We start from the raw sequence: 16,320 nt of genomic DNA, 5'->3' as shown, positions 1-16,320 counted from the left end.
GCACCGCGGAACCGGAGACATCTGCATGCCTGACCCCACCCTTCTGACCGGGCGCGTCCTGCGCGTTCTGGACAATCCCTTCGACGCCCCGCCAGAGGACGCGCTGAAGATCGAGGACAAGTGGGGCCTGCTGATCGAGGCCGGGCGCATTTCGGATCTGGGGCCGGCGGAACAGATGCGCATGGCCTATCCGGTGGCCACCGAAATCGCCTATGGCTCGGACCTGATCTGCCCCGGTTTCATCGACGCCCATGTGCATTTCCCGCAGACCGCCATCATCGCGTCCTGGGGCAAGCGGCTGATCGACTGGCTCAACAGCTACACCTTCCCCGAAGAGATGCGCTTCGGCGATCCCGCCTATGCCGCCGAAATCGCCGCGCGCTATTTCGACCTGGTCACGGCCCATGGCACGACGACGGTCTGTTCCTTCTGCACGATCCACCCCGACTCCGTGGACGCCTTCTTTACCGAGGCGCAGGCCCGCAACATGCGCGTCGTCGGCGGCAAGACCTGCATGGACCGCAACGCGCCCGAGGGTCTGCGGGACACCGCGCAAACGGCCTATGACGACAGCAAGGCGCTGCTGGCGAAATGGCACGGGGTTGATCGGCTGTCCTACGCGATCACGCCGCGGTTCTCCCCCACCTCGACGCCCGATCAGTTGCAGGCCATGGGCGCGCTCTGGGCCGAGAACCCCGATTGCCTGATGCAGACGCACCTTTCGGAACAGACCGACGAAATCGCCTGGGTCAAATCGCTCTTCCCCGAGGCCCGCGATTACCTCGACACCTACGAGGCGCATGGCCTGCTGGGTGAAAACGGGCTCTACGGTCACGCCATCCACCTGGAGCCACGCGAACGCGACCGGCTGAGAGAGGTCGGCGCGGCGCTGGTCCATTGCCCGACCTCGAACACCTTCATCGGCTCGGGGCTATTCGACATGAACGGGCTGATGGACGAAGGACACCGGATCGGGCTGGCCACCGATACCGGCGGCGGGTCCTCCTTCTCGATGCTGCGCACCATGGCCGCCGCCTACGAGATCGGCCAGCTGCGCGGTACGCCCCTGCACGCGGCACAGCTGATCTGGCTGGCGACCGCCGGGTCTGCCACGGCGCTCAAGCTCGACCGCCGCGTCGGCGCCCTGGCCCGCGGGATGGAGGCCGATCTCTGTGTGCTCGACCTCTCCTCCACCCCCGCCATCGCCCAACGCTCTGCCCGCGCCGAGGACAGCTGGGAAGAACTCTTCGCGACGATCATGATGGGCGATGACCGCGCCGTGCGCGCCACCTGGGTCAACGGCAAGGTGGTGTGAGCGGGGCAGCCGCCCCGCGAAAAAACCCAATCAGCAACTTAGCCCCGAACGGCACCAAGGCGGCGCCACCCAACCATGACGGCGCCCTCACGGCCAGCGTCGCAACCGCCCCCCCTCAGACCAGCGCCCGCGCCAGCGTATTCGCCCGCGCCACCACCGCCGGCAGATCAAGCGTCACGACATGCCCGTCGCGCACCACCTGGCGGCCCTCGACGAACAGATCCCGCACCCGCTGCGGCCCGGCCAGCAGCAGCGCCGCCGGGTCCCAGGACCCGACGCTCTCGACGCCCGACACGTCCCACAAAGCCACGTCGCCCCGCGCGCCCACGGCAATCCGGCCGCAATCGGGGCGGCCCAGCACATCCGCGCCGCCGCGCGTCGCGATCTCCAGCGCCTCGCGGGCCGACATCGCGTCCGCGCCCAGCGACACCCGCTGCAACAGCATCGCCTGCCGCGCCTCGCCGATCAGCTGCCCCATGTCGTTGGAGGCCGATCCGTCCACGCCCAGCCCCACCGGCACGCCCGCATCCCGCATCGCACGCACCGGCGCGATGCCGGAGCCGAGGCGGCAATTGGAACAGGGGCAATGCGCGACGCCGGTGCGCGATCCGGCGAACAGGTCGATCTCGGCCCCGTCCAGCTTGACGCAATGGGCATGCCAGACATCGGGGCCGGTCCAGCCCAGATCCTCGGCATATTGGCCGGGACGGCAGCCGAACTGCGCCAGCGAATAGGCGATATCCTCGTCATTCTCGGCCAGGTGGGTGTGCAGCATCACCCCCTTGTCCCGCGCCAGAATCGCCGCATCTCGCATCAGCTCGCGAGAGACCGAGAAGGGCGAACAGGGCGCCACGCCAACCCGCACCATCGCGCCCTCGCGCGGGTCGTGAAAGGCGTCGATCACCCGGATGCAATCGTCGAGGATTGCCGCTTCCTGTTCGACCAGCGCATCGGGCGGCAACCCGCCCGCGCTTTCGCCGATGGACATGGACCCACGGGTCGGGTGGAACCGCATCCCGATCTCGCGCGCCGCCGCGATCGTGTCGTCCAGCCGCGCGCCATTCGGGTAAAGGTACAGGTGATCCGAGGTCAGGGTGCAGCCCGACAGGACCAGCTCCGCCAGGCCGGCCAAGGCCGAGACATGCATCTCTTCGGGCCCGAATCGCGACCAGATCGGGTAAAGCGTCTTGAGCCAGCCGAACAGAAGCGCATCCTGCCCCCCCGGCACCGCCTTGGTCAGCGTCTGGTACAGATGGTGGTGGGTGTTCACCAGGCCCGGCGTCACCACGGTATCACCCGCCAGAATCACCTCACCATCCGAGGTCAGCCCCTCACCGATCTCGGCGATCACACCATCGCGGATCCGGATATCCGCACCCGACAGCTCCCGCCGGTCATCGTCCATGGTCAGGATCGTACGGGCACCCCGGATCAGGATTTCTGCGGCAGGGTCGGACATTGGCGGGCTCCTCGGGCTGCTGTGGGGCTAAAGGGCTATAGGGTCACTCGGCCTCGGACAGGATGGCCAGCGCGGCCGCATGCAGCGACGGGTTGGCGGCGGCGATAACCCGGCCCCCCATATGCACCGGCCCGCCGGTCCAGTCGGTGACGATGCCGCCCGCCGCCTGCACCACGGCCATCGGCCCCTGGATGTCATAGGATTGCAGCCCTGCCTCGATCACCAGGTCCACATGGCCCGAGGCCAGAAGCGCATAGGCATAGCAATCCATCCCGTAGCGGGTCAGCTTGGCCTGCGCGGCGACGGCGTGAAATGCCGCGCCCTCCGCCTGGCTGCCGACCTCGGGGAAAGTGGTAAAGAGAATCGCCTCCGACAGGGTCTGCGTCCCGCCGGTTTTCAACGGCCAGCTGCCCTGCGGGCCGGTGGCGCGGGCCAGGCCGAAGCCCCCCTCGAACCGTTCACCGATATAGGGCTGGTCGACGATCCCGTAGACCGGCCCGGACGCATCCGACACCGCGATCAGCACGCCCCATGTCGGGGTGCCGGCGATGAAGGCGCGGGTGCCGTCAATCGGGTCCAGCACCCAGGTCAGGCCGCTCGTGCCGTCCTGCGCGCCGAACTCCTCGCCCAGGATCGCGTCGGCGGGGCGGCGGCGGGCCAGCACGGCGCGCATCGCCTCTTCGGCGGCGCGGTCGGCCACGGTGACCGGGTCGAACCCCTCGGCCAGCTTGTTGTCCGCGCTCAGATCCCGCGCCCGGAAATAGGGAAGAATGGCCGCGCGCGCCGCATCGGCCATCTCGTGCGCCGTGTCGATGATATCCTGCTGATCCATGGGGCCTCCTGTTTCCTCCCAGCTATCCGCGTGGGCGGGGCCGGGCAAACAAAAAGGGCGCCACTGGCGCCCCCCTTCACAGCTGACCTGTCGGTCTGTCCGGCTTTCAGGCCACGTCGCTCAACACGCGGGCAAGTTCGAACAGACGGCGGCGCTGCGCCTCGGGGATCGCGTAATAGGATCGGACCAGGTCCAGCGCTTCCTTGTCGCCAAGGATATCGGCCGGGACCTTGCTGCTGGTCTTGGCTTCCTCTTCCTCGTTCAGTCCCTCGAAGAAGAAACTGACCGGGACTTCCAGTGCATCAGCGATGTCCCACAGCCGCGATGCACTCACCCGGTTCGCACCGGTTTCGTACTTCTGGATCTGCTGGAACTTGATGCCCACACGTTCTGCCAGTTGTTGCTGCGTCATGCCAACAAGCCATCGCCGATGGCGAATGCGTTTTCCAACATGAACGTCGACAGGGTGCGTCATCACTCTGCTCCTCAATATAGCTTACAGGGAAATTTTACCCAACTTGCCCCAATTGACACTTTTCCACCGATGGTTGTGCCTACCATCAACTTACCCCAAAAGGGTTACCGAAGGTTATCATCTTCGGACCATTCCGCAAGAGAATTGGCTTCCGTCGCCAAAGAGTGACGTTAGGGTAAACACTGCAAAAGATGACTATGGGTCAACAATCATGGTGTTTGTGTACGAATTGACCCCACGGCAGAGACTTGCCTGTTTTTTCCTCCAAACGATAACTGATTGGCGAATCAGTCGAATCGAGGTCTAAATGAGAGCCTTTCAAGTCACCGCGATTAATAATGCGCCGTCTCTGGCCAGTATACAGGAATGCAGCCCTGGGCCTGGTGAGGTGCGCCTGCGCAATCAGGCCTGCGGATTGAACTTCGCCGACCTTCTCATGATCAAGGGACGCTATCAGGACAATCCGGAACCGCCCTTCACCCTGGGAATGGAAGCGGCGGGAATCGTCGATGCGCTCGGCCCCGATGTCGACGGCCCGGCACCCGGTACGCGTGTGGCGGTCTTCGGCGGCTCCGGCGGGCTGGCCGATTACGGGGTCTACCCGGCCGACCGTATCGTCCCCCTGCCCGACGAAGTGGACATGGATACTGCGGCCGCGCTTCAGATCGCCTACGGCACCAGCCACGTGGCGCTCGATCACAAGGCAAGGTTGCAGCCGGGTGAGACGTTGGTCGTGCTCGGCGCGGCCGGTGGCGTCGGTCTGACGGCGGTGGAACTGGGCAAGCTGATGGGCGCGCGGGTGATCGCCGTGGCCCGTGGCGCAGACAAGCTCGCCATCGCGAAACAGGCCGGAGCCGATCACGTGATCGACGCCGAAACCCCCGACCTGCGCGCCAAGCTGATCGAACTGGGCCGCGCCGACGTGGTCTATGATGCCGTGGGCGGCGATCTTTTCCGCGCCGCATTCCGCGCGATGAACCCCGAAGGACGCCTATTGGCAATCGGCCATGCCTCGGGCGACGTGCCGCAAATCCCGGCCAATCACCTGCTGGTCAAGAATATCGACGTCCTGGGATTCTACTGGGGCGGCTACATGACCTTCCGACCCAAGGTGGTCACCGACAGTCTCGCCACGCTGTTCCAATGGGCGGCCGAGGGGCGGATCAAGCCCCATATCAGCCACGTCCTGCCGCTGGAACAGGCCGCCGAGGGGCTGGAGCTGCTGCGCTCCCGCGCCTCGACCGGCAAGGTCGTCATCCGGCTTTAGCCATCGGCTCGGAATAGGCGGGGCGCAGTGCCTCGCCGGTAAAGCCCGCCCGCAGCATCGCCGCCAGCCGCTCAAGCACCTGGCCGGCGCCGCGATCCTGCACGTACATCGAGATCTTCTGCATCCCCAGCGCGGGCAATTCGCCGTTATGGTCGATCCGCGCCAGATGCGGCGGCTCCGTCCCCTCGATCATCGCGCAGACGGCCAGATCGGCCGAGATCGTCGCCTCCACGGTGCGGTCCTGCTCTGTCTCCACCGCGCTTTCCCAGTCGATGCCGGCCTTCTCGAGCGCCCGGATCGCGTCGCCGCGGAAGATGCAGTTGCGCGCCGAGGCATAACGAAGCGGCCGTTGCCGCCAGGCCGATCCGCCCGGCGCGCCGATCCAGCACATGGGCCGTTCGTCCAGAACCTCGGCCTCCGCGCCGGGAGTGGTTTCGGTGGTCAGGATCACGTCGGCCTGGCCGCGTTCGAAATCCGCCTTCAGCTTTGATGTGTAGGCCGACACCAGGTGCACCCGCATCCGCGGGAATTCCGCGTTGAAGCGGTGCAGCACCCGGGGAATCACCGGGTAGACGATGTCATGCGGCACGCCGATCGTGATCTCGCCCTCGAAAACATCGCTGGTCAGTCGCGACATCGCCTCGTCATTCATGTCGATGATGCGCCGCGCATAGCCCAGAAGCTGTTCGCCGGTCGGGGTCAGGGCGATCTTGCGGTTGGACCGGTCCAGCAGGGTGACGTCCAGCATTTCTTCCAGCCGTTTCAACTGCATGGATACCGCGGATTGGGTGAAATTCAGCACGCCTGCCGCCCGGGTGACGCCGCCATGGTCGGCCACGGCCACGAAACTGCGCAGGGCGGTCATGTCCAGATTCCTCATCCATCAACTCCCGTGATGAAAAGCCTAAGTAACATTCATTTACAATATTGATCATAATCGACCATATACATCAACATAAATCATCAAGACGGAAAATTGCATCACCGAATCGAAAGGCTAAAACGATGTCGTCCCTGTCCCACACCACGTCCCTCCGCACGCCCCGCGCCGTGTCCTTCATCGCGGCCACCTTCTCCATGCTGGCGCTTGGCCGCTCGCGCACCGCGCTGTCGCAGCTCGATGACCGCGCGCTCGCCGATATCGGCCTGACCCAGGCGCAGGCGCGCCGCGAGGCATCGCGCCCGATCTGGGACGTGCCGGCAAACTGGCTGAAGTGATCCCGACCGGTCGGAATTTTCCCGACCGGCCCTTGCCGACGCCCCTCACGAACCGCCCACTCACACCCCTTTCAACATTATTGTCCCCCAGACTCGCCTGGCAGACGCGATTGCACCTTCATCGGGTAACGTGTTTGTCAGGCAAATCTTTTGCGCAGCCTCCTGTTCATCTTGAAAACGGACCCTGCCTCACCGATATTAGGTCCAATCCCCTACATCCGGGGGGCTGAGTTCAACCTTTCGGAGGCTTCAATGGCTGAATACAACACGATGCGCGCTGCGGCCGGCTCCCGCTCCGCCGCCATCGATGAGGGACTTCGCGCCCACATGAACAAGGTGTACGGCACCATGTCGGTCGGCATGCTGCTGACCTTCCTGGTGGCCTGGGCCGTGGGCACCAGCCCCGCCCTGCTGAGCGTGTTCCGCGATCCCGCGACGCTGCAGCCGAACATCCTTGGCTGGATCGTCATGTTCGCCCCGCTGATCATGGTCTTCGCCTTCGGCGCGGCCATCAACAAACTGTCCGCCGCCGGCGCGCAGGTCTTCTTCTATGGCTTCGCGGCCGTGATGGGCCTGTCCATGGCCTGGATCTTCGTGGCCTTCACCGGCTTCTCCATCGCGCAGGTCTTCCTGGTGACGGCGATCGCCTTTGCCGGCCTGTCGCTCTATGGCTACGTGACCAAGCGTGACCTGTCGGGCATGGGCACCTTCCTGATGATGGGCGTGATCGGCCTGATCGTGGCCTCGATCATCAACCTCTTCATCGCCTCCTCGGCGCTGCATTTCGCGATCACCATCATCGGCGTGCTGATCTTTGCCGGTCTGACCGCCTATGACACGCAGTCGATCAAGAACGAATACGTGCAGCATGCCGGCCACGGCGACAGCGAATGGCTGGGCAAGGCCGCGATCATGGGCGCTCTGCGTCTGTATCTCGACTTCATCAACATGTTCATGTTCCTGCTGCAGCTGCTGGGCAATCGCGAATAAGCCTGCGCTGAACATCGACAGAATGCCTGGGGGCCGGTCCATTGGACCGGCCCTTTTGCTTTGGCACGTCCCGGTCGGCGTTGCGCGGGCGGAGAGTGCGGAAAGGGGCGCTGCCCCTTGCCCCCAAAGCTGCGCTTTGGGCGCTACCCCGGAGTATTTCTGGCAAGATGAAGCAGGGGGGCGGCGTGGGTCCGGCGGCGTGGCACCTGGATGCCGGGGGGCGTTGCGCGGCGGGGCCGCGCGCGGCGCGTTAACCATGGGGTCGGAGGGCACGGCACCGACGCAATGCCGACGTGATACCGACGCGATGCCGATACCGGTTTCGGCCTTCCTGGCCTTGTTAACCCGGGCTTTCGGGGCGATTCGCGGGACGGACGGGGCACCGCCCCCGCCCGCCCTGCGAATGGTTCGTTAACCGCTGACCCGGCGCATCTGGATCGCGGGGAAGAGCGCGCCGGTCGGGAACCGCACGTCGATCCGGCCCAGCGAGGTGAAGCCCAGGCTTTCGTAGAAGGGCGCGGCGGTCAGGGTGCTCTGGCAGCGCAGGTCGTCCATGCCGGCCGCCGCGGCCGAGCGCAGGACCCGTGCCATCAGCCGCGCCCCGATGCCCCGGCGGGCGATGTCGGGATCGGTGGCGACGTGACGGATGTGACCGACGCCGGGCTGGCCCGGGCGTCCATGCGGGGTCACATCGGTCCAGCCGCCTGCCGCCAGGATGCGCTCCCCCTGCTCCGCGACGAAATAGGTGCCGCAATTCAAGAGCCTGGGGTTCGCCTGCCCGATCAGGGGCAGCACGTCGCGCAGCAGGGCCGGGTCATAATCCGGAGCCAGAAGCGCCCGGTAGGACCGTGCCAGAAGGCGGCTGACGCCCTCGGTATCGGCGGGCATGGCGGGCCGGATTTCGATATCGGCCAGATCGGCGCCGGGTGGCGCAAGCGGGGCGTGGGAAGGGTTGAGATGGGGCATCGGGGGCTCCTGTCCGTGTCGGTGAGGGAGACAGGGCGCGGCCCGAAAAAGAAAAAGCCGCGCTCTGCGGCGCGGCTTCGTCTTTCTTCGTATTTCGAAGGGCTTACTTGATTTTGCCTTCTTTATACTCGACGTGTTTGCGCGCCACCGGATCGTACTTACGTACGGTCATCTTTTCGGTCATGGTTCGCGCGTTCTTCTTGGTCACGTAGAAATGGCCCGTGCCCGCGGTCGAGTTCAGACGGATCTTGATGGTCGTCGGCTTCGCCATTTTCTTGTCTCCTGCACCGGGACGCGCTCCGCGCCCCGCGAAATCTCATGAAGCTCGCCTTTTACTCATGCCACGGCCTGAGTCAACACCCGGGCGCAAGGAAATATGACGTTTCAGAGAAATTGATGTTTCGCGGGCCGATCCCATGCCGGCCCGCGCCCTTGGCCCTTACCCGGCCTTGCGCAGTTCAGGGGCAACCTTGGTGCCCAGGACCTCGATCGCCTTGAGCATTTCCTTGTGCTCGATCACGCCGATCGCCATCTGGATCGTCACCCGGTCGAAGCCCAGATCCTCGCGCAATCCCAGTATCTTGTCGACGATCTGGGCGGGGCTGCCGACGAACATCGCGCCCTCGGGCCCCATGCCGGCGTCGAATTGCGCGCGGCTTTGCGGGGGCCAGCCGCGCTCGCGCCCGATCTGGTCCATCACGGCCTTCTGCGCCGGGAAGAACAGGTCCGCCGCCGCCTTGCCGTCCTCGCCGACGAATCCGTGCACGTTAAGCGAAACCCGCGCCTTGTCGCCATGGCCCGATTGCTCGGCCGCGCTGCGGTAGAGGTCGGTCAGGCCGCTGAATTGCCGCGGCCGTCCCCCGATCACCGCAAGCGCCAGGGGCAGGCCAAGCGCACCGGCCCGCACCGCGCTTTGCGGGGTGCCGCCTACGGCGATCCACATCGGCAGGTTGCCAGACACGGGGCGGGGATAGACGCCCAACCCGCCGACGCGCGGCGTGTGGGTGGTGCCCGGCCAGTTCAGCCGCTCGGCCTCGTCTATGGCCAGAAGCATGCCGAGCTTTTCCTCGAAGAGCTCGTTGTAATCGTCCAGCTCATAGCCAAAGAGCGGAAAACTCTCGATAAAACTGCCGCGGCCCACCATCAGCTCGGCCCGGCCGCCCGACAGGTTGTCGAGGGTCGAGAACTGCTGGTAGACGCGGATCGGGTCGTCCGAGCTCAGCACTGTCACGGCCGAGCTGAGCTTGATGTTCTTCGTGGTCCGCGCGGCCCCGGCCAGGGTCGTGGCGGGCGACGATATCGCGTAATTGGGCCGGTGATGTTCGCCCAGCCCGAAGACATCCAGCCCGACCTGATCGGCCAGCTCGATCTCTTCCATGAGGTTGTTGAGCCTTTGCTGCCAGCCGACATGCTGGCCCGTCACCGGGTCCTTGCCGACATCGCCAAAGGTGTAGAGTCCGACTTCCATTGGATATCTCCTTACTTGGCCCGTATCTAGTCACGCCCACCCGCGCGAACCAGTGCCGGGACCGCACAGGCGCCCTACGCAAACGCACAGAGGCCCCTGCGAAAACCGGTCGGATTTCAGGACAATAACGCACGGAGGGCCTGTAAGCCGGATTCTGTTCCCCGGGGTTGCCCCCGGTTCGATGACCATTCCTCTGGACGCACGGTTGCCCGGCGCCTCAAGCTGCCAACCCGAACCTCCGGGCCAAGGCGGCCTGCGGCGGTATCGCTTGCGCGACCGGCCCCGCGTGAGGTTCCTATTCGGCATTGCTCCCGGTGGGGCTTGCCATGCCGGTCCGGTTGCCCGTCCCGCGGTGCGCTCTTACCGCACCGTTTCACCCTTGCCGCGGCATCCCGCGGCGGTCTGTTCTCTGTGGCGCTGTCCCTGGGGTTGCCCCCGCCGGGCGTTACCCGGCACCGTTGCCTTGTGGAGTCCGGACTTTCCTCGGACCTTGCGGCCCGCGGCCATCCGGCCCTCCGTGCGAGGAAGCGGTTAGCCCGCGCCGCCCCGCCCCGTCAAGACCAGGTCAGGATCACGCCAAGCAGATGCAATCACGGCTCTGCGGCGCGCCCTATTGACCGCGCGGTCAGTTGGCGGGACAAAGCGCTGGACGGATCGGTCCAATTCGCGACCGGGCAGAGGCGCAAATGACCCAGACAGATGACATGACCAGCCGCACGGAGCGGCGCGACGCGATGTGGATCGTGATCGGGGCGGCGGTGCTGATCAGCATGGCCATGCGGCTGCGGCAGAGCCTGGGGCTTTTCATGCAGCCGCTGACACAGGAGCTGAACCTGCCGGTCGCGCAATTCACCCTGGCCATCGCGATCCAGAACCTGGCCTGGGGCGTGTTCCAACCGGTGGCGGGCGCCCTGGTGCCGCGGATCGGGTTCCGCGCGATCATGCTGCTGGGTGCGGTGATGTACCTGATCGGGCTGATCGGGCTTTCGGTGACCACGACGGGCCTTGGCGTGCTGATCTTCGCGGGGTTCTGCATCGGGCCGGCCATGGGCTGTGCCGGGACGGCGATCACGATGTCCGTGGCCTCGCGCGCCGTGTCGGCTGCGCGCCGAAGCCTGATCCTGGGCATCATCTCGGCCGCCGGATCGGCCGGCACGCTCTATTCCGCGCCGCTCGGGCAATGGCTATCGACCAGCATCGACTGGCGCGCGGGCATCACCGCCTTCGCCATCCTCGCCTGCCTGATGATCCCGGCGGCCTGGATCGCGGGCCGGATCGACCGCCGGCCCATCCCCGCACCGCCGCAGGGCGTGACCGAGGCGCTGTCGGCCCGCCTGGCCGCCATACAGGCCCTGTCCAACCCGTCCTTCGTGGTGATGGCGCTGGCCTATTTCGTCTGCGGGATGCAGCTGATTTTCCTGACCACGCACCTGCCCGCCTATATCGAGATCTGCGGGCTGGACCCGATGCTGTCGGCCACTGCGCTGGCACTGATCGGCGGGTTCAACATCCTGGGCTCGCTCTTCTTCGGCTGGGCCGGCGGACGCTGGAACAAGCAGGCGCTGCTGGGGATGATCTACATCTCGCGCTCACTGGTGCTGGCATGGTATTTCATCACCCCGCCGACGCCCGGATCGACCATGCTGTTCGCGTCGATCATGGGGTTCCTGTGGCTGGGCGTGGGACCGCTGGTCGCCGGGTCGGTGGCCGAAATGTTCGGCCTGCGCTGGCAGGCGATGATCCAGGGCATCGCCTTCATGAGCCACCAGTTCGGCAGCTTTACCGGGGCGTTCGGCGGCGGCTACCTGTTTGATCTGCTGGGCAATTACACGCTGGCCTGGCAGTTGGGCGTCGGCCTGGGCCTGATCGCGGGCGCGATGCAGCTGACCTTTGCATTGACCCGGCCACCGGCACCGCGTCCGGCCTGACCCGCTACGGCGACGGCGCAAATCGCCGATAGACGTGCCCCGCCCCTTCCGCCATTATCCCGGCGAAGGAGAACCCGTCCGATGCGTAAATTCCTCGTCATCCTGGATGACAGTCGCGAATGCCTGAACGCCATGCGGTTCGCTGCCATGCGTGCCGCCAAGTCAGGCGGCGGCGTCACCATCCTCTCGGTCATCCCACCCGAAGAATTCCAGCACTGGATCGGCGTGGCCGACATCATGCGCGAAGAGGCGCGGGAACGGATCGTCGTGCATTACGAGGTCTTCGCCAAGTGGATGCGCGACCGCCAGGGGATCGACCCCGAACTGGTCATCCGCGAGGGCGAGGCCGTGCCGGAGATCCTCGCCCAGATCAAGGAAGACGAAGACATCGGCGTGCTGGTTCTGGGCGCGGGTAACGACAAGTCCGGCCCCGGCCCTCTGGTCAGCCAGATGACCCGCAGCGCGGGGTCCCTGCCGGTGCCGGTGACCATCGTGCCGGGCGACCTGTCCAAGGAAAAGCTCGAGTCGATCACGTGAGCGCCACGCTGCACGCGGTGGCCATCGTCGTGCCGGATTACGAGGCGGGGCTTGAGTTTTACGTGGGCCGGCTGGGCTTTGACCTGGTCGAGGATACGGATATGGGCGGCGGCAAACGCTGGGTACTGATCCAACCCAGCGGCGGTGGCACGCAATTGTTGCTGGCCCGTGCGGTCAATGACGAACAGCGCGCGGCGATCGGTCGTCAGACGGGCGGGCGCGTCGGATTCTTCCTGAACACCGGGGATTTCGACGCCGATCACGCCCGTATGCTGGCGGCCGGCGTGGAGTTCGAGGAAACCCCACGCGACGAACCCTATGGCCGCGTCGCCGTCTTCCGCGACCCGTTCGGCAACCGGTGGGACCTGCTGCAACTGGTGGCGCGGCCGTGATCCCGGTGCTGTATGCCCATGGAGCGGGCGCGGGACCGGAGGATGCGCCGCTCCCCGCTTTGCGCCGCCTGCTGGGGCCGGGCTATGCGATCACCGCGCCCGACCTTGGCCCGCCCGATCCCGCCGAATGGACCGCCCGCCTGCACAAGGCCCTGCGCGCCCTGCCCGACCGGGCGGTGCTGATCGGGCATTCCCTGGGTGGGTCGCACCTGTTGCGCTGTGCCGCCGAACTGAGCCTGGAGCTGCAATTGCGCGGCATCGTCACCCTCGCCGCGCCGTTCTGGGGGGCGGAGGATTGGCAGAATGACGGCTTCGCCCTGCCCGTCTACGCCGAACAGGCGCTGGCAACATTCCCCGTCCGGCTGTTTCACGGGTCCGAGGATACCGACGTCCCCCCCGCGCACATGCAGGAGCTGTCCCATGCCCTGCCGCGTGCGCGACATTACCTGCTGCCCGGGCAGGACCATGGCTTTGCCGGCGACCTGTCGCCCGTGACGATGGCCATTGCAGAGCTGTGATCCAGCGATTAGAACTGTTCTAAATCTTGACTTCTCTCCCCCCGAGGCACATATCGGGGGCCTGAGCGAAAAGGGGACCCAGAGATGTTCATTCAAACCGAATCGACTCCGAACCCGGCGACGTTGAAATTCCTGCCCGGGCAATCCGTGCTGGAAGCCGGCACTGCCGATTTCCCCACTGCCGACACGGCCGAGAAATCTCCGCTGGCGTCGCGGCTGTTTGCCGTGGATGGCGTGACCGGCGTGTTCTTCGGCACCGATTTCGTCACCGTGACCAAGGCCGATGCCGTGGAATGGGACCATATCAAACCCGCCCTGCTGGGTGCGATCATGGAACATTTCCAGTCCGGCCAGCCTGTCATGGCCGTCGGCGACCAGCCGCAATCGGGCCATGCCGAACATACCGGCGAAGACGGTGAGATCGTCGGCCAGATCAAGGAATTGCTGGACACCCGCGTGCGTCCGGCCGTGGCCCAGGACGGTGGCGACATCACCTTCCACGGCTTCGAGCGCGGTGTCGTCTACCTGCACATGCAGGGCGCCTGCGCAGGCTGCCCGTCCTCGACCCTGACGCTGAAGATGGGGATCGAGAATCTGCTGCGCCACTACATCCCCGAAGTGACCGAGGTCCGCCCCGTCGCGGTCTGACCGTTCCTTCGAACGCGTGCATCAACGGCCCTGCGGGGCCGTTTTTGTGTCCGACACCGTGTATTGACGGGGCTTTGATCCTGGCAGGTCCCGGCCCCTCGTCAAAGCGCGCGACATGGGCTAATCCCCGGCCATGGCCAACGATCCGATCATCCTCGCCTTCGACACCTCCGCCGCGCATGTGGCGGTGGCCGTGCTGCGGGGCGACGCGGTTCTGGCCAGCCATGCCGAACCGATGGCGCGAGGCCAGGCGGAACACCTGTTTCCGATGATCGAACAGGTCCTCGACGCCGCAGGAACTCCGCTGAACGCCGTCGACCGGATCGGCGTGGGGATCGGACCGGGGAATTTCACCGGCATCCGTATCTCTGTCGCCGCGGCCCGGGGGCTGGCCCTGTCGCTGGACCGGCCCGCCATCGGCGTGTCGACCTTCGACGCGATCCGGCTGGAGGCGCCGGACGTGCTCGCCGCCGTTCCCGCACCGCGCGACATGGCCCATATCCTACGCCCCGGCACCGATCAGGCCGAGATGGTGCCCGCCGACACCGTGCCCGACGCTGTGTTGCCGCCCGAGGCCGCGCAACTGGCCATCGCCATAGCCCGTTGCGCCGCGCAGGCCGACCCTGCGAGCGCCCCTGCCCCGGCCCCGATGTATCTTCGCCCCGCCGATGCGGCGCCGCCGCGCGATGCCCCGCCCGAGATCATCCCATGACGCCCGCCGCGCTGGCCGCGGTTCACCGCGCGGCCTTCACCACGCCAAGACCCTGGTCGGAAAAGGAATTCGCGGCTTTCCTCGACGACCGCCTGTGTTTCCTGACAGTCGAAGGCCCGGCCTTTGCCCTGGGTCGCGTGATCGCCGGAGAGGTCGAATTGCTGACCCTGGCCACCGATCCCGCGCAACAGGGGCGGGGACATGGGCGGCGCTGCCTGGCCGCCTTCGAAGCCGAGGCACGGCAGCGCGGCGCCGAAACCGCCTTTCTTGAGGTCGCGGCGGATAACGACGCGGCCCGCGCGCTCTATGCCTCTGCCGGGTGGCGGGAAACCGGGGTCCGGCCCCGATATTACCACGCGCCCGACGGCACCCGGATCGACGCCCAAATCATGAGCAAGACGCTCACATGACGTGACGCAAAATTCAGCTAACGCCACGGGTTGAAGCCGGATTCACTATTGACCCTCGAAACCACGGGGGCCTTAATCCGGGGTGATCAACCCGATCTACTTTCGCGGGACGGGCGAAACCGTCCCCGCCAACTGGGAGACTATTATGACCCTGATGACCAAATTCCTCGGCGCTGCCGCCGGTATCGCGCTGACCGCAGGTGCCGCGGCCGCCGAACCCGCCATGATCTACGACCTCGGCGGCAAGTTCGACAAATCCTTCAACGAAGCCGCCTTTGCCGGCCTGACCCGTTTCTCGGAAGAGACCGGCACCGAGGTCCGCGAGATCGAGCTTCAGTCCGAAGCCCAGCGTGAGCAGGCGCTGCGCCGCTTTGCCGATGCCGGCGCCAACCCGATCGTCATGACCGGCTTCGCCTTCGGCAACGTCCTGGCCGAGGTCGCACCGGATTACCCCGACACCAAGTTCGCCATCATCGACATGGTCGTGGACGAGCCCAATGTGCGCTCCGTCGTGTTCAACGAACATGAAGGTTCCTACCTGGTCGGCATGATGGCCGCGATGGCGTCGGAAACCGGCACGGTCGGCTTCATCGGCGGCATGGACATCCCGCTGATCCGCAAGTTCGCCTGCGGCTATGCCCAGGGCGTGAAGGCCGTGAACGGTGACGCATCCGTCGTCGCCAACATGACCGGCACCACCCCGGCGGCCTGGAACGACCCGGTGAAGGGGTCCGAGCTGACGAAAGCCCAGATTTCCCAGGGCGCGGACGTGATCTATGCGGCTGCCGGCGGCACCGGTGTGGGCGTTCTGCAGACCGCCGCGGACGAGGACATCCTGTCCATCGGCGTCGACAGCAACCAGAACTACATGCACCCGGGCGAGGTCCTGACCTCCATGCTCAAGCGGGTCGACAACGCCGTCTATGACGCGATGATCGCGGGCGCCGACATGGAAACCGGCTTCAACGTGATGGGCGTCGCCAATGGCGGCATCGACTACGCCATGGACGAATACAACGCCGAGCTCGTCTCCGAAGAGATGCAGACCGCCGTGGACGAAGCCAAGGCCGCCATCGCCAGCGGTGAGCTGTCGGTGCACGACTACACCTCGGACAGCACCTGCCCGGCCCTGGAATTCTGAGCCGGACAAACGTTACGTCAGGCCGCGCCCCCGTCGGCGCGGCC

At 66.0% G+C, this 16,320-nt stretch carries 19 protein-coding genes and 1 other RNA gene; 12 read left to right on the top strand and 8 right to left on the bottom strand.

Translation table 11 applies throughout. The features are described from left to right. The first annotated feature begins 25 nt into the window (after positions 1 to 25). Complete coding sequence (guaD, locus tag ATO9_RS03070) at positions 26 to 1,315, top strand: guanine deaminase (RefSeq protein WP_043744819.1); 1,290 nt, start codon at positions 26 to 28, stop codon at positions 1,313 to 1,315. Positions 1,316 to 1,430: 115 nt separating this feature from the next. Here the strand turns inward: guaD and ATO9_RS03065 are convergent, their stop codons facing one another. The 3 genes from ATO9_RS03065 to ATO9_RS03055 form a co-directional block, all read right to left on the bottom strand. Continuing rightward, entirely contained in the window at positions 1,431 to 2,774 is a 1,344-nt protein-coding gene (locus ATO9_RS03065; RefSeq protein WP_043744816.1) for an 8-oxoguanine deaminase, read from the bottom strand. A gap of 43 nt (positions 2,775 to 2,817) precedes the next feature. Then, positions 2,818 to 3,606: a histidinol-phosphatase gene (hisN, locus tag ATO9_RS03060; protein ID WP_043744813.1), complete on the bottom strand. Its 789-nt coding sequence runs from the start codon at positions 3,604 to 3,606 to the stop codon at positions 2,818 to 2,820. Between the two features lie 106 nt (positions 3,607 to 3,712). Then, positions 3,713 to 4,081: a helix-turn-helix domain-containing protein gene (locus ATO9_RS03055; RefSeq protein WP_043744810.1), complete on the bottom strand. Its 369-nt coding sequence runs from the start codon at positions 4,079 to 4,081 to the stop codon at positions 3,713 to 3,715. 307 nt (positions 4,082 to 4,388) lie between these two features. Here ATO9_RS03055 and ATO9_RS03050 point away from each other — a divergent pair, with 307 nt between their 5' ends. Continuing rightward, complete coding sequence (locus tag ATO9_RS03050; RefSeq protein WP_043744807.1) at positions 4,389 to 5,348, top strand: NADPH:quinone oxidoreductase family protein; 960 nt, start codon at positions 4,389 to 4,391, stop codon at positions 5,346 to 5,348. Here the strand turns inward: ATO9_RS03050 and ATO9_RS03045 are convergent. Then, entirely contained in the window at positions 5,335 to 6,228 is an 894-nt protein-coding gene (locus tag ATO9_RS03045; RefSeq protein WP_043744804.1) for a LysR family transcriptional regulator, read from the bottom strand. The two genes, ATO9_RS03050 and ATO9_RS03045, sit on opposite strands and share 14 nt — an antisense overlap. 125 nt (positions 6,229 to 6,353) lie before the next feature. On the opposite strand from ATO9_RS03045, the gene ATO9_RS03040 reads away from it, so the two are divergent. Together ATO9_RS03040 and ATO9_RS03035 are read left to right on the top strand one after the other, a co-directional pair. Continuing rightward, complete coding sequence (locus ATO9_RS03040) at positions 6,354 to 6,566, top strand: DUF1127 domain-containing protein (RefSeq protein ID WP_043744801.1); 213 nt, start codon at positions 6,354 to 6,356, stop codon at positions 6,564 to 6,566. 252 nt (positions 6,567 to 6,818) lie between these two features. Then, the gene (locus ATO9_RS03035; RefSeq protein ID WP_043744798.1) at positions 6,819 to 7,556 is read left to right on the top strand and encodes a Bax inhibitor-1/YccA family protein; all 738 of its coding nucleotides are present in this window, start codon (positions 6,819 to 6,821) and stop codon (positions 7,554 to 7,556) included. Between the two features lie 411 nt (positions 7,557 to 7,967). Here the strand turns inward: ATO9_RS03035 and ATO9_RS03030 are convergent, their stop codons facing one another. The 4 genes from ATO9_RS03030 to rnpB all read right to left on the bottom strand — a co-directional run bounded on the left by ATO9_RS03030 (position 7,968) and on the right by rnpB (position 10,509). Next, on the bottom strand, positions 7,968 to 8,522 hold the full coding sequence (locus ATO9_RS03030; RefSeq protein ID WP_052418060.1) for a GNAT family N-acetyltransferase: 555 nt from the start codon (positions 8,520 to 8,522) through the stop codon (positions 7,968 to 7,970). A 103-nt stretch (positions 8,523 to 8,625) separates the two neighbouring features. Next, entirely contained in the window at positions 8,626 to 8,793 is a 168-nt protein-coding gene (gene rpmG / locus ATO9_RS03025) for a 50S ribosomal protein L33 (protein WP_005630270.1), read from the bottom strand. A gap of 168 nt (positions 8,794 to 8,961) precedes the next feature. Next, a complete protein-coding gene (locus ATO9_RS03020) occupies positions 8,962 to 9,990 on the bottom strand; it encodes an LLM class flavin-dependent oxidoreductase (RefSeq protein ID WP_043744792.1) in 1,029 nt (342 codons plus the stop codon). A 127-nt stretch (positions 9,991 to 10,117) separates the two neighbouring features. Continuing rightward, positions 10,118 to 10,509, bottom strand: an RNA gene (rnpB, locus tag ATO9_RS23390) — RNase P RNA component class A. Between the two features lie 167 nt (positions 10,510 to 10,676). Here rnpB and ATO9_RS03015 point away from each other — a divergent pair. The 8 genes from ATO9_RS03015 (at position 10,677) to ATO9_RS02980 (ending at position 16,276) form a co-directional block, all read left to right on the top strand. Then, positions 10,677 to 11,918 (top strand): MFS transporter, encoded by a 1,242-nt coding sequence (locus ATO9_RS03015; RefSeq protein WP_202902094.1) that lies wholly within the window; start codon positions 10,677 to 10,679, stop codon positions 11,916 to 11,918. Between the two features lie 81 nt (positions 11,919 to 11,999). Beyond that, positions 12,000 to 12,455 carry a universal stress protein gene (locus tag ATO9_RS03010; protein WP_043744789.1) on the top strand — a complete coding sequence of 152 codons (456 nt, stop codon included), beginning with the start codon at positions 12,000 to 12,002 and terminating at the stop codon, positions 12,453 to 12,455. After that, positions 12,452 to 12,847, top strand: a complete 396-nt coding sequence (locus tag ATO9_RS03005) for a VOC family protein (protein WP_043744786.1) — start codon at positions 12,452 to 12,454, stop codon at positions 12,845 to 12,847. Before ATO9_RS03010 ends, ATO9_RS03005 begins: the two co-directional genes overlap by 4 nt. Further along, entirely contained in the window at positions 12,844 to 13,365 is a 522-nt protein-coding gene (locus ATO9_RS03000; RefSeq protein WP_162183053.1) for an alpha/beta fold hydrolase, read from the top strand. Before ATO9_RS03005 ends, ATO9_RS03000 begins: the two co-directional genes overlap by 4 nt. Before the next feature lie 84 nt (positions 13,366 to 13,449). After that, the gene (locus tag ATO9_RS02995; RefSeq protein WP_043744783.1) at positions 13,450 to 14,013 is read left to right on the top strand and encodes a NifU family protein; all 564 of its coding nucleotides are present in this window, start codon (positions 13,450 to 13,452) and stop codon (positions 14,011 to 14,013) included. Between the two features lie 133 nt (positions 14,014 to 14,146). After that, a complete protein-coding gene (gene tsaB / locus ATO9_RS02990) occupies positions 14,147 to 14,725 on the top strand; it encodes a tRNA (adenosine(37)-N6)-threonylcarbamoyltransferase complex dimerization subunit type 1 TsaB (protein ID WP_043744782.1) in 579 nt (192 codons plus the stop codon). Beyond that, a complete protein-coding gene (locus ATO9_RS02985; protein WP_043744780.1) occupies positions 14,722 to 15,135 on the top strand; it encodes a GNAT family N-acetyltransferase in 414 nt (137 codons plus the stop codon). Before tsaB ends, ATO9_RS02985 begins: the two co-directional genes overlap by 4 nt. A gap of 145 nt (positions 15,136 to 15,280) precedes the next feature. Beyond that, positions 15,281 to 16,276: a BMP family lipoprotein gene (locus ATO9_RS02980; protein WP_043744778.1), complete on the top strand. Its 996-nt coding sequence runs from the start codon at positions 15,281 to 15,283 to the stop codon at positions 16,274 to 16,276. Positions 16,277 to 16,320 lie beyond the last annotated feature (44 nt).

The organism is Pseudooceanicola atlanticus, assembly GCF_000768315.1.
Lineage (GTDB): Bacteria > Pseudomonadota > Alphaproteobacteria > Rhodobacterales > Rhodobacteraceae > Pseudooceanicola > Pseudooceanicola atlanticus.
This window is presented reverse-complemented; position numbering and strand designations above follow the sequence as displayed.

Coding starts and splice junctions, on each gene's coding strand:
- ATO9_RS03010 (WP_043744789.1), top strand. CDS start 12,000: ATGCGTAAATTCCTCGTCATCCTGGATGACAGTCGCGAATGCCTGAAC.
- ATO9_RS02985 (WP_043744780.1), top strand. CDS start 14,722: ATGACGCCCGCCGCGCTGGCCGCGGTTCACCGCGCGGCCTTCACCACG.
- ATO9_RS03020 (WP_043744792.1), bottom strand. CDS start 9,990: ATGGAAGTCGGACTCTACACCTTTGGCGATGTCGGCAAGGACCCGGTG.
- ATO9_RS03040 (WP_043744801.1), top strand. CDS start 6,354: ATGTCGTCCCTGTCCCACACCACGTCCCTCCGCACGCCCCGCGCCGTG.
- ATO9_RS03065 (WP_043744816.1), bottom strand. CDS start 2,774: ATGTCCGACCCTGCCGCAGAAATCCTGATCCGGGGTGCCCGTACGATC.
- ATO9_RS03035 (WP_043744798.1), top strand. CDS start 6,819: ATGGCTGAATACAACACGATGCGCGCTGCGGCCGGCTCCCGCTCCGCC.
- ATO9_RS03045 (WP_043744804.1), bottom strand. CDS start 6,228: ATGAGGAATCTGGACATGACCGCCCTGCGCAGTTTCGTGGCCGTGGCC.
- ATO9_RS03030 (WP_052418060.1), bottom strand. CDS start 8,522: ATGCCCCATCTCAACCCTTCCCACGCCCCGCTTGCGCCACCCGGCGCC.
- ATO9_RS03055 (WP_043744810.1), bottom strand. CDS start 4,081: ATGACGCACCCTGTCGACGTTCATGTTGGAAAACGCATTCGCCATCGG.
- rpmG (WP_005630270.1), bottom strand. CDS start 8,793: ATGGCGAAGCCGACGACCATCAAGATCCGTCTGAACTCGACCGCGGGC.
- ATO9_RS03050 (WP_043744807.1), top strand. CDS start 4,389: ATGAGAGCCTTTCAAGTCACCGCGATTAATAATGCGCCGTCTCTGGCC.
- guaD (WP_043744819.1), top strand. CDS start 26: ATGCCTGACCCCACCCTTCTGACCGGGCGCGTCCTGCGCGTTCTGGAC.
- ATO9_RS02980 (WP_043744778.1), top strand. CDS start 15,281: ATGACCCTGATGACCAAATTCCTCGGCGCTGCCGCCGGTATCGCGCTG.
- ATO9_RS02995 (WP_043744783.1), top strand. CDS start 13,450: ATGTTCATTCAAACCGAATCGACTCCGAACCCGGCGACGTTGAAATTC.
- hisN (WP_043744813.1), bottom strand. CDS start 3,606: ATGGATCAGCAGGATATCATCGACACGGCGCACGAGATGGCCGATGCG.
- tsaB (WP_043744782.1), top strand. CDS start 14,147: ATGGCCAACGATCCGATCATCCTCGCCTTCGACACCTCCGCCGCGCAT.
- ATO9_RS03015 (WP_202902094.1), top strand. CDS start 10,677: ATGACCCAGACAGATGACATGACCAGCCGCACGGAGCGGCGCGACGCG.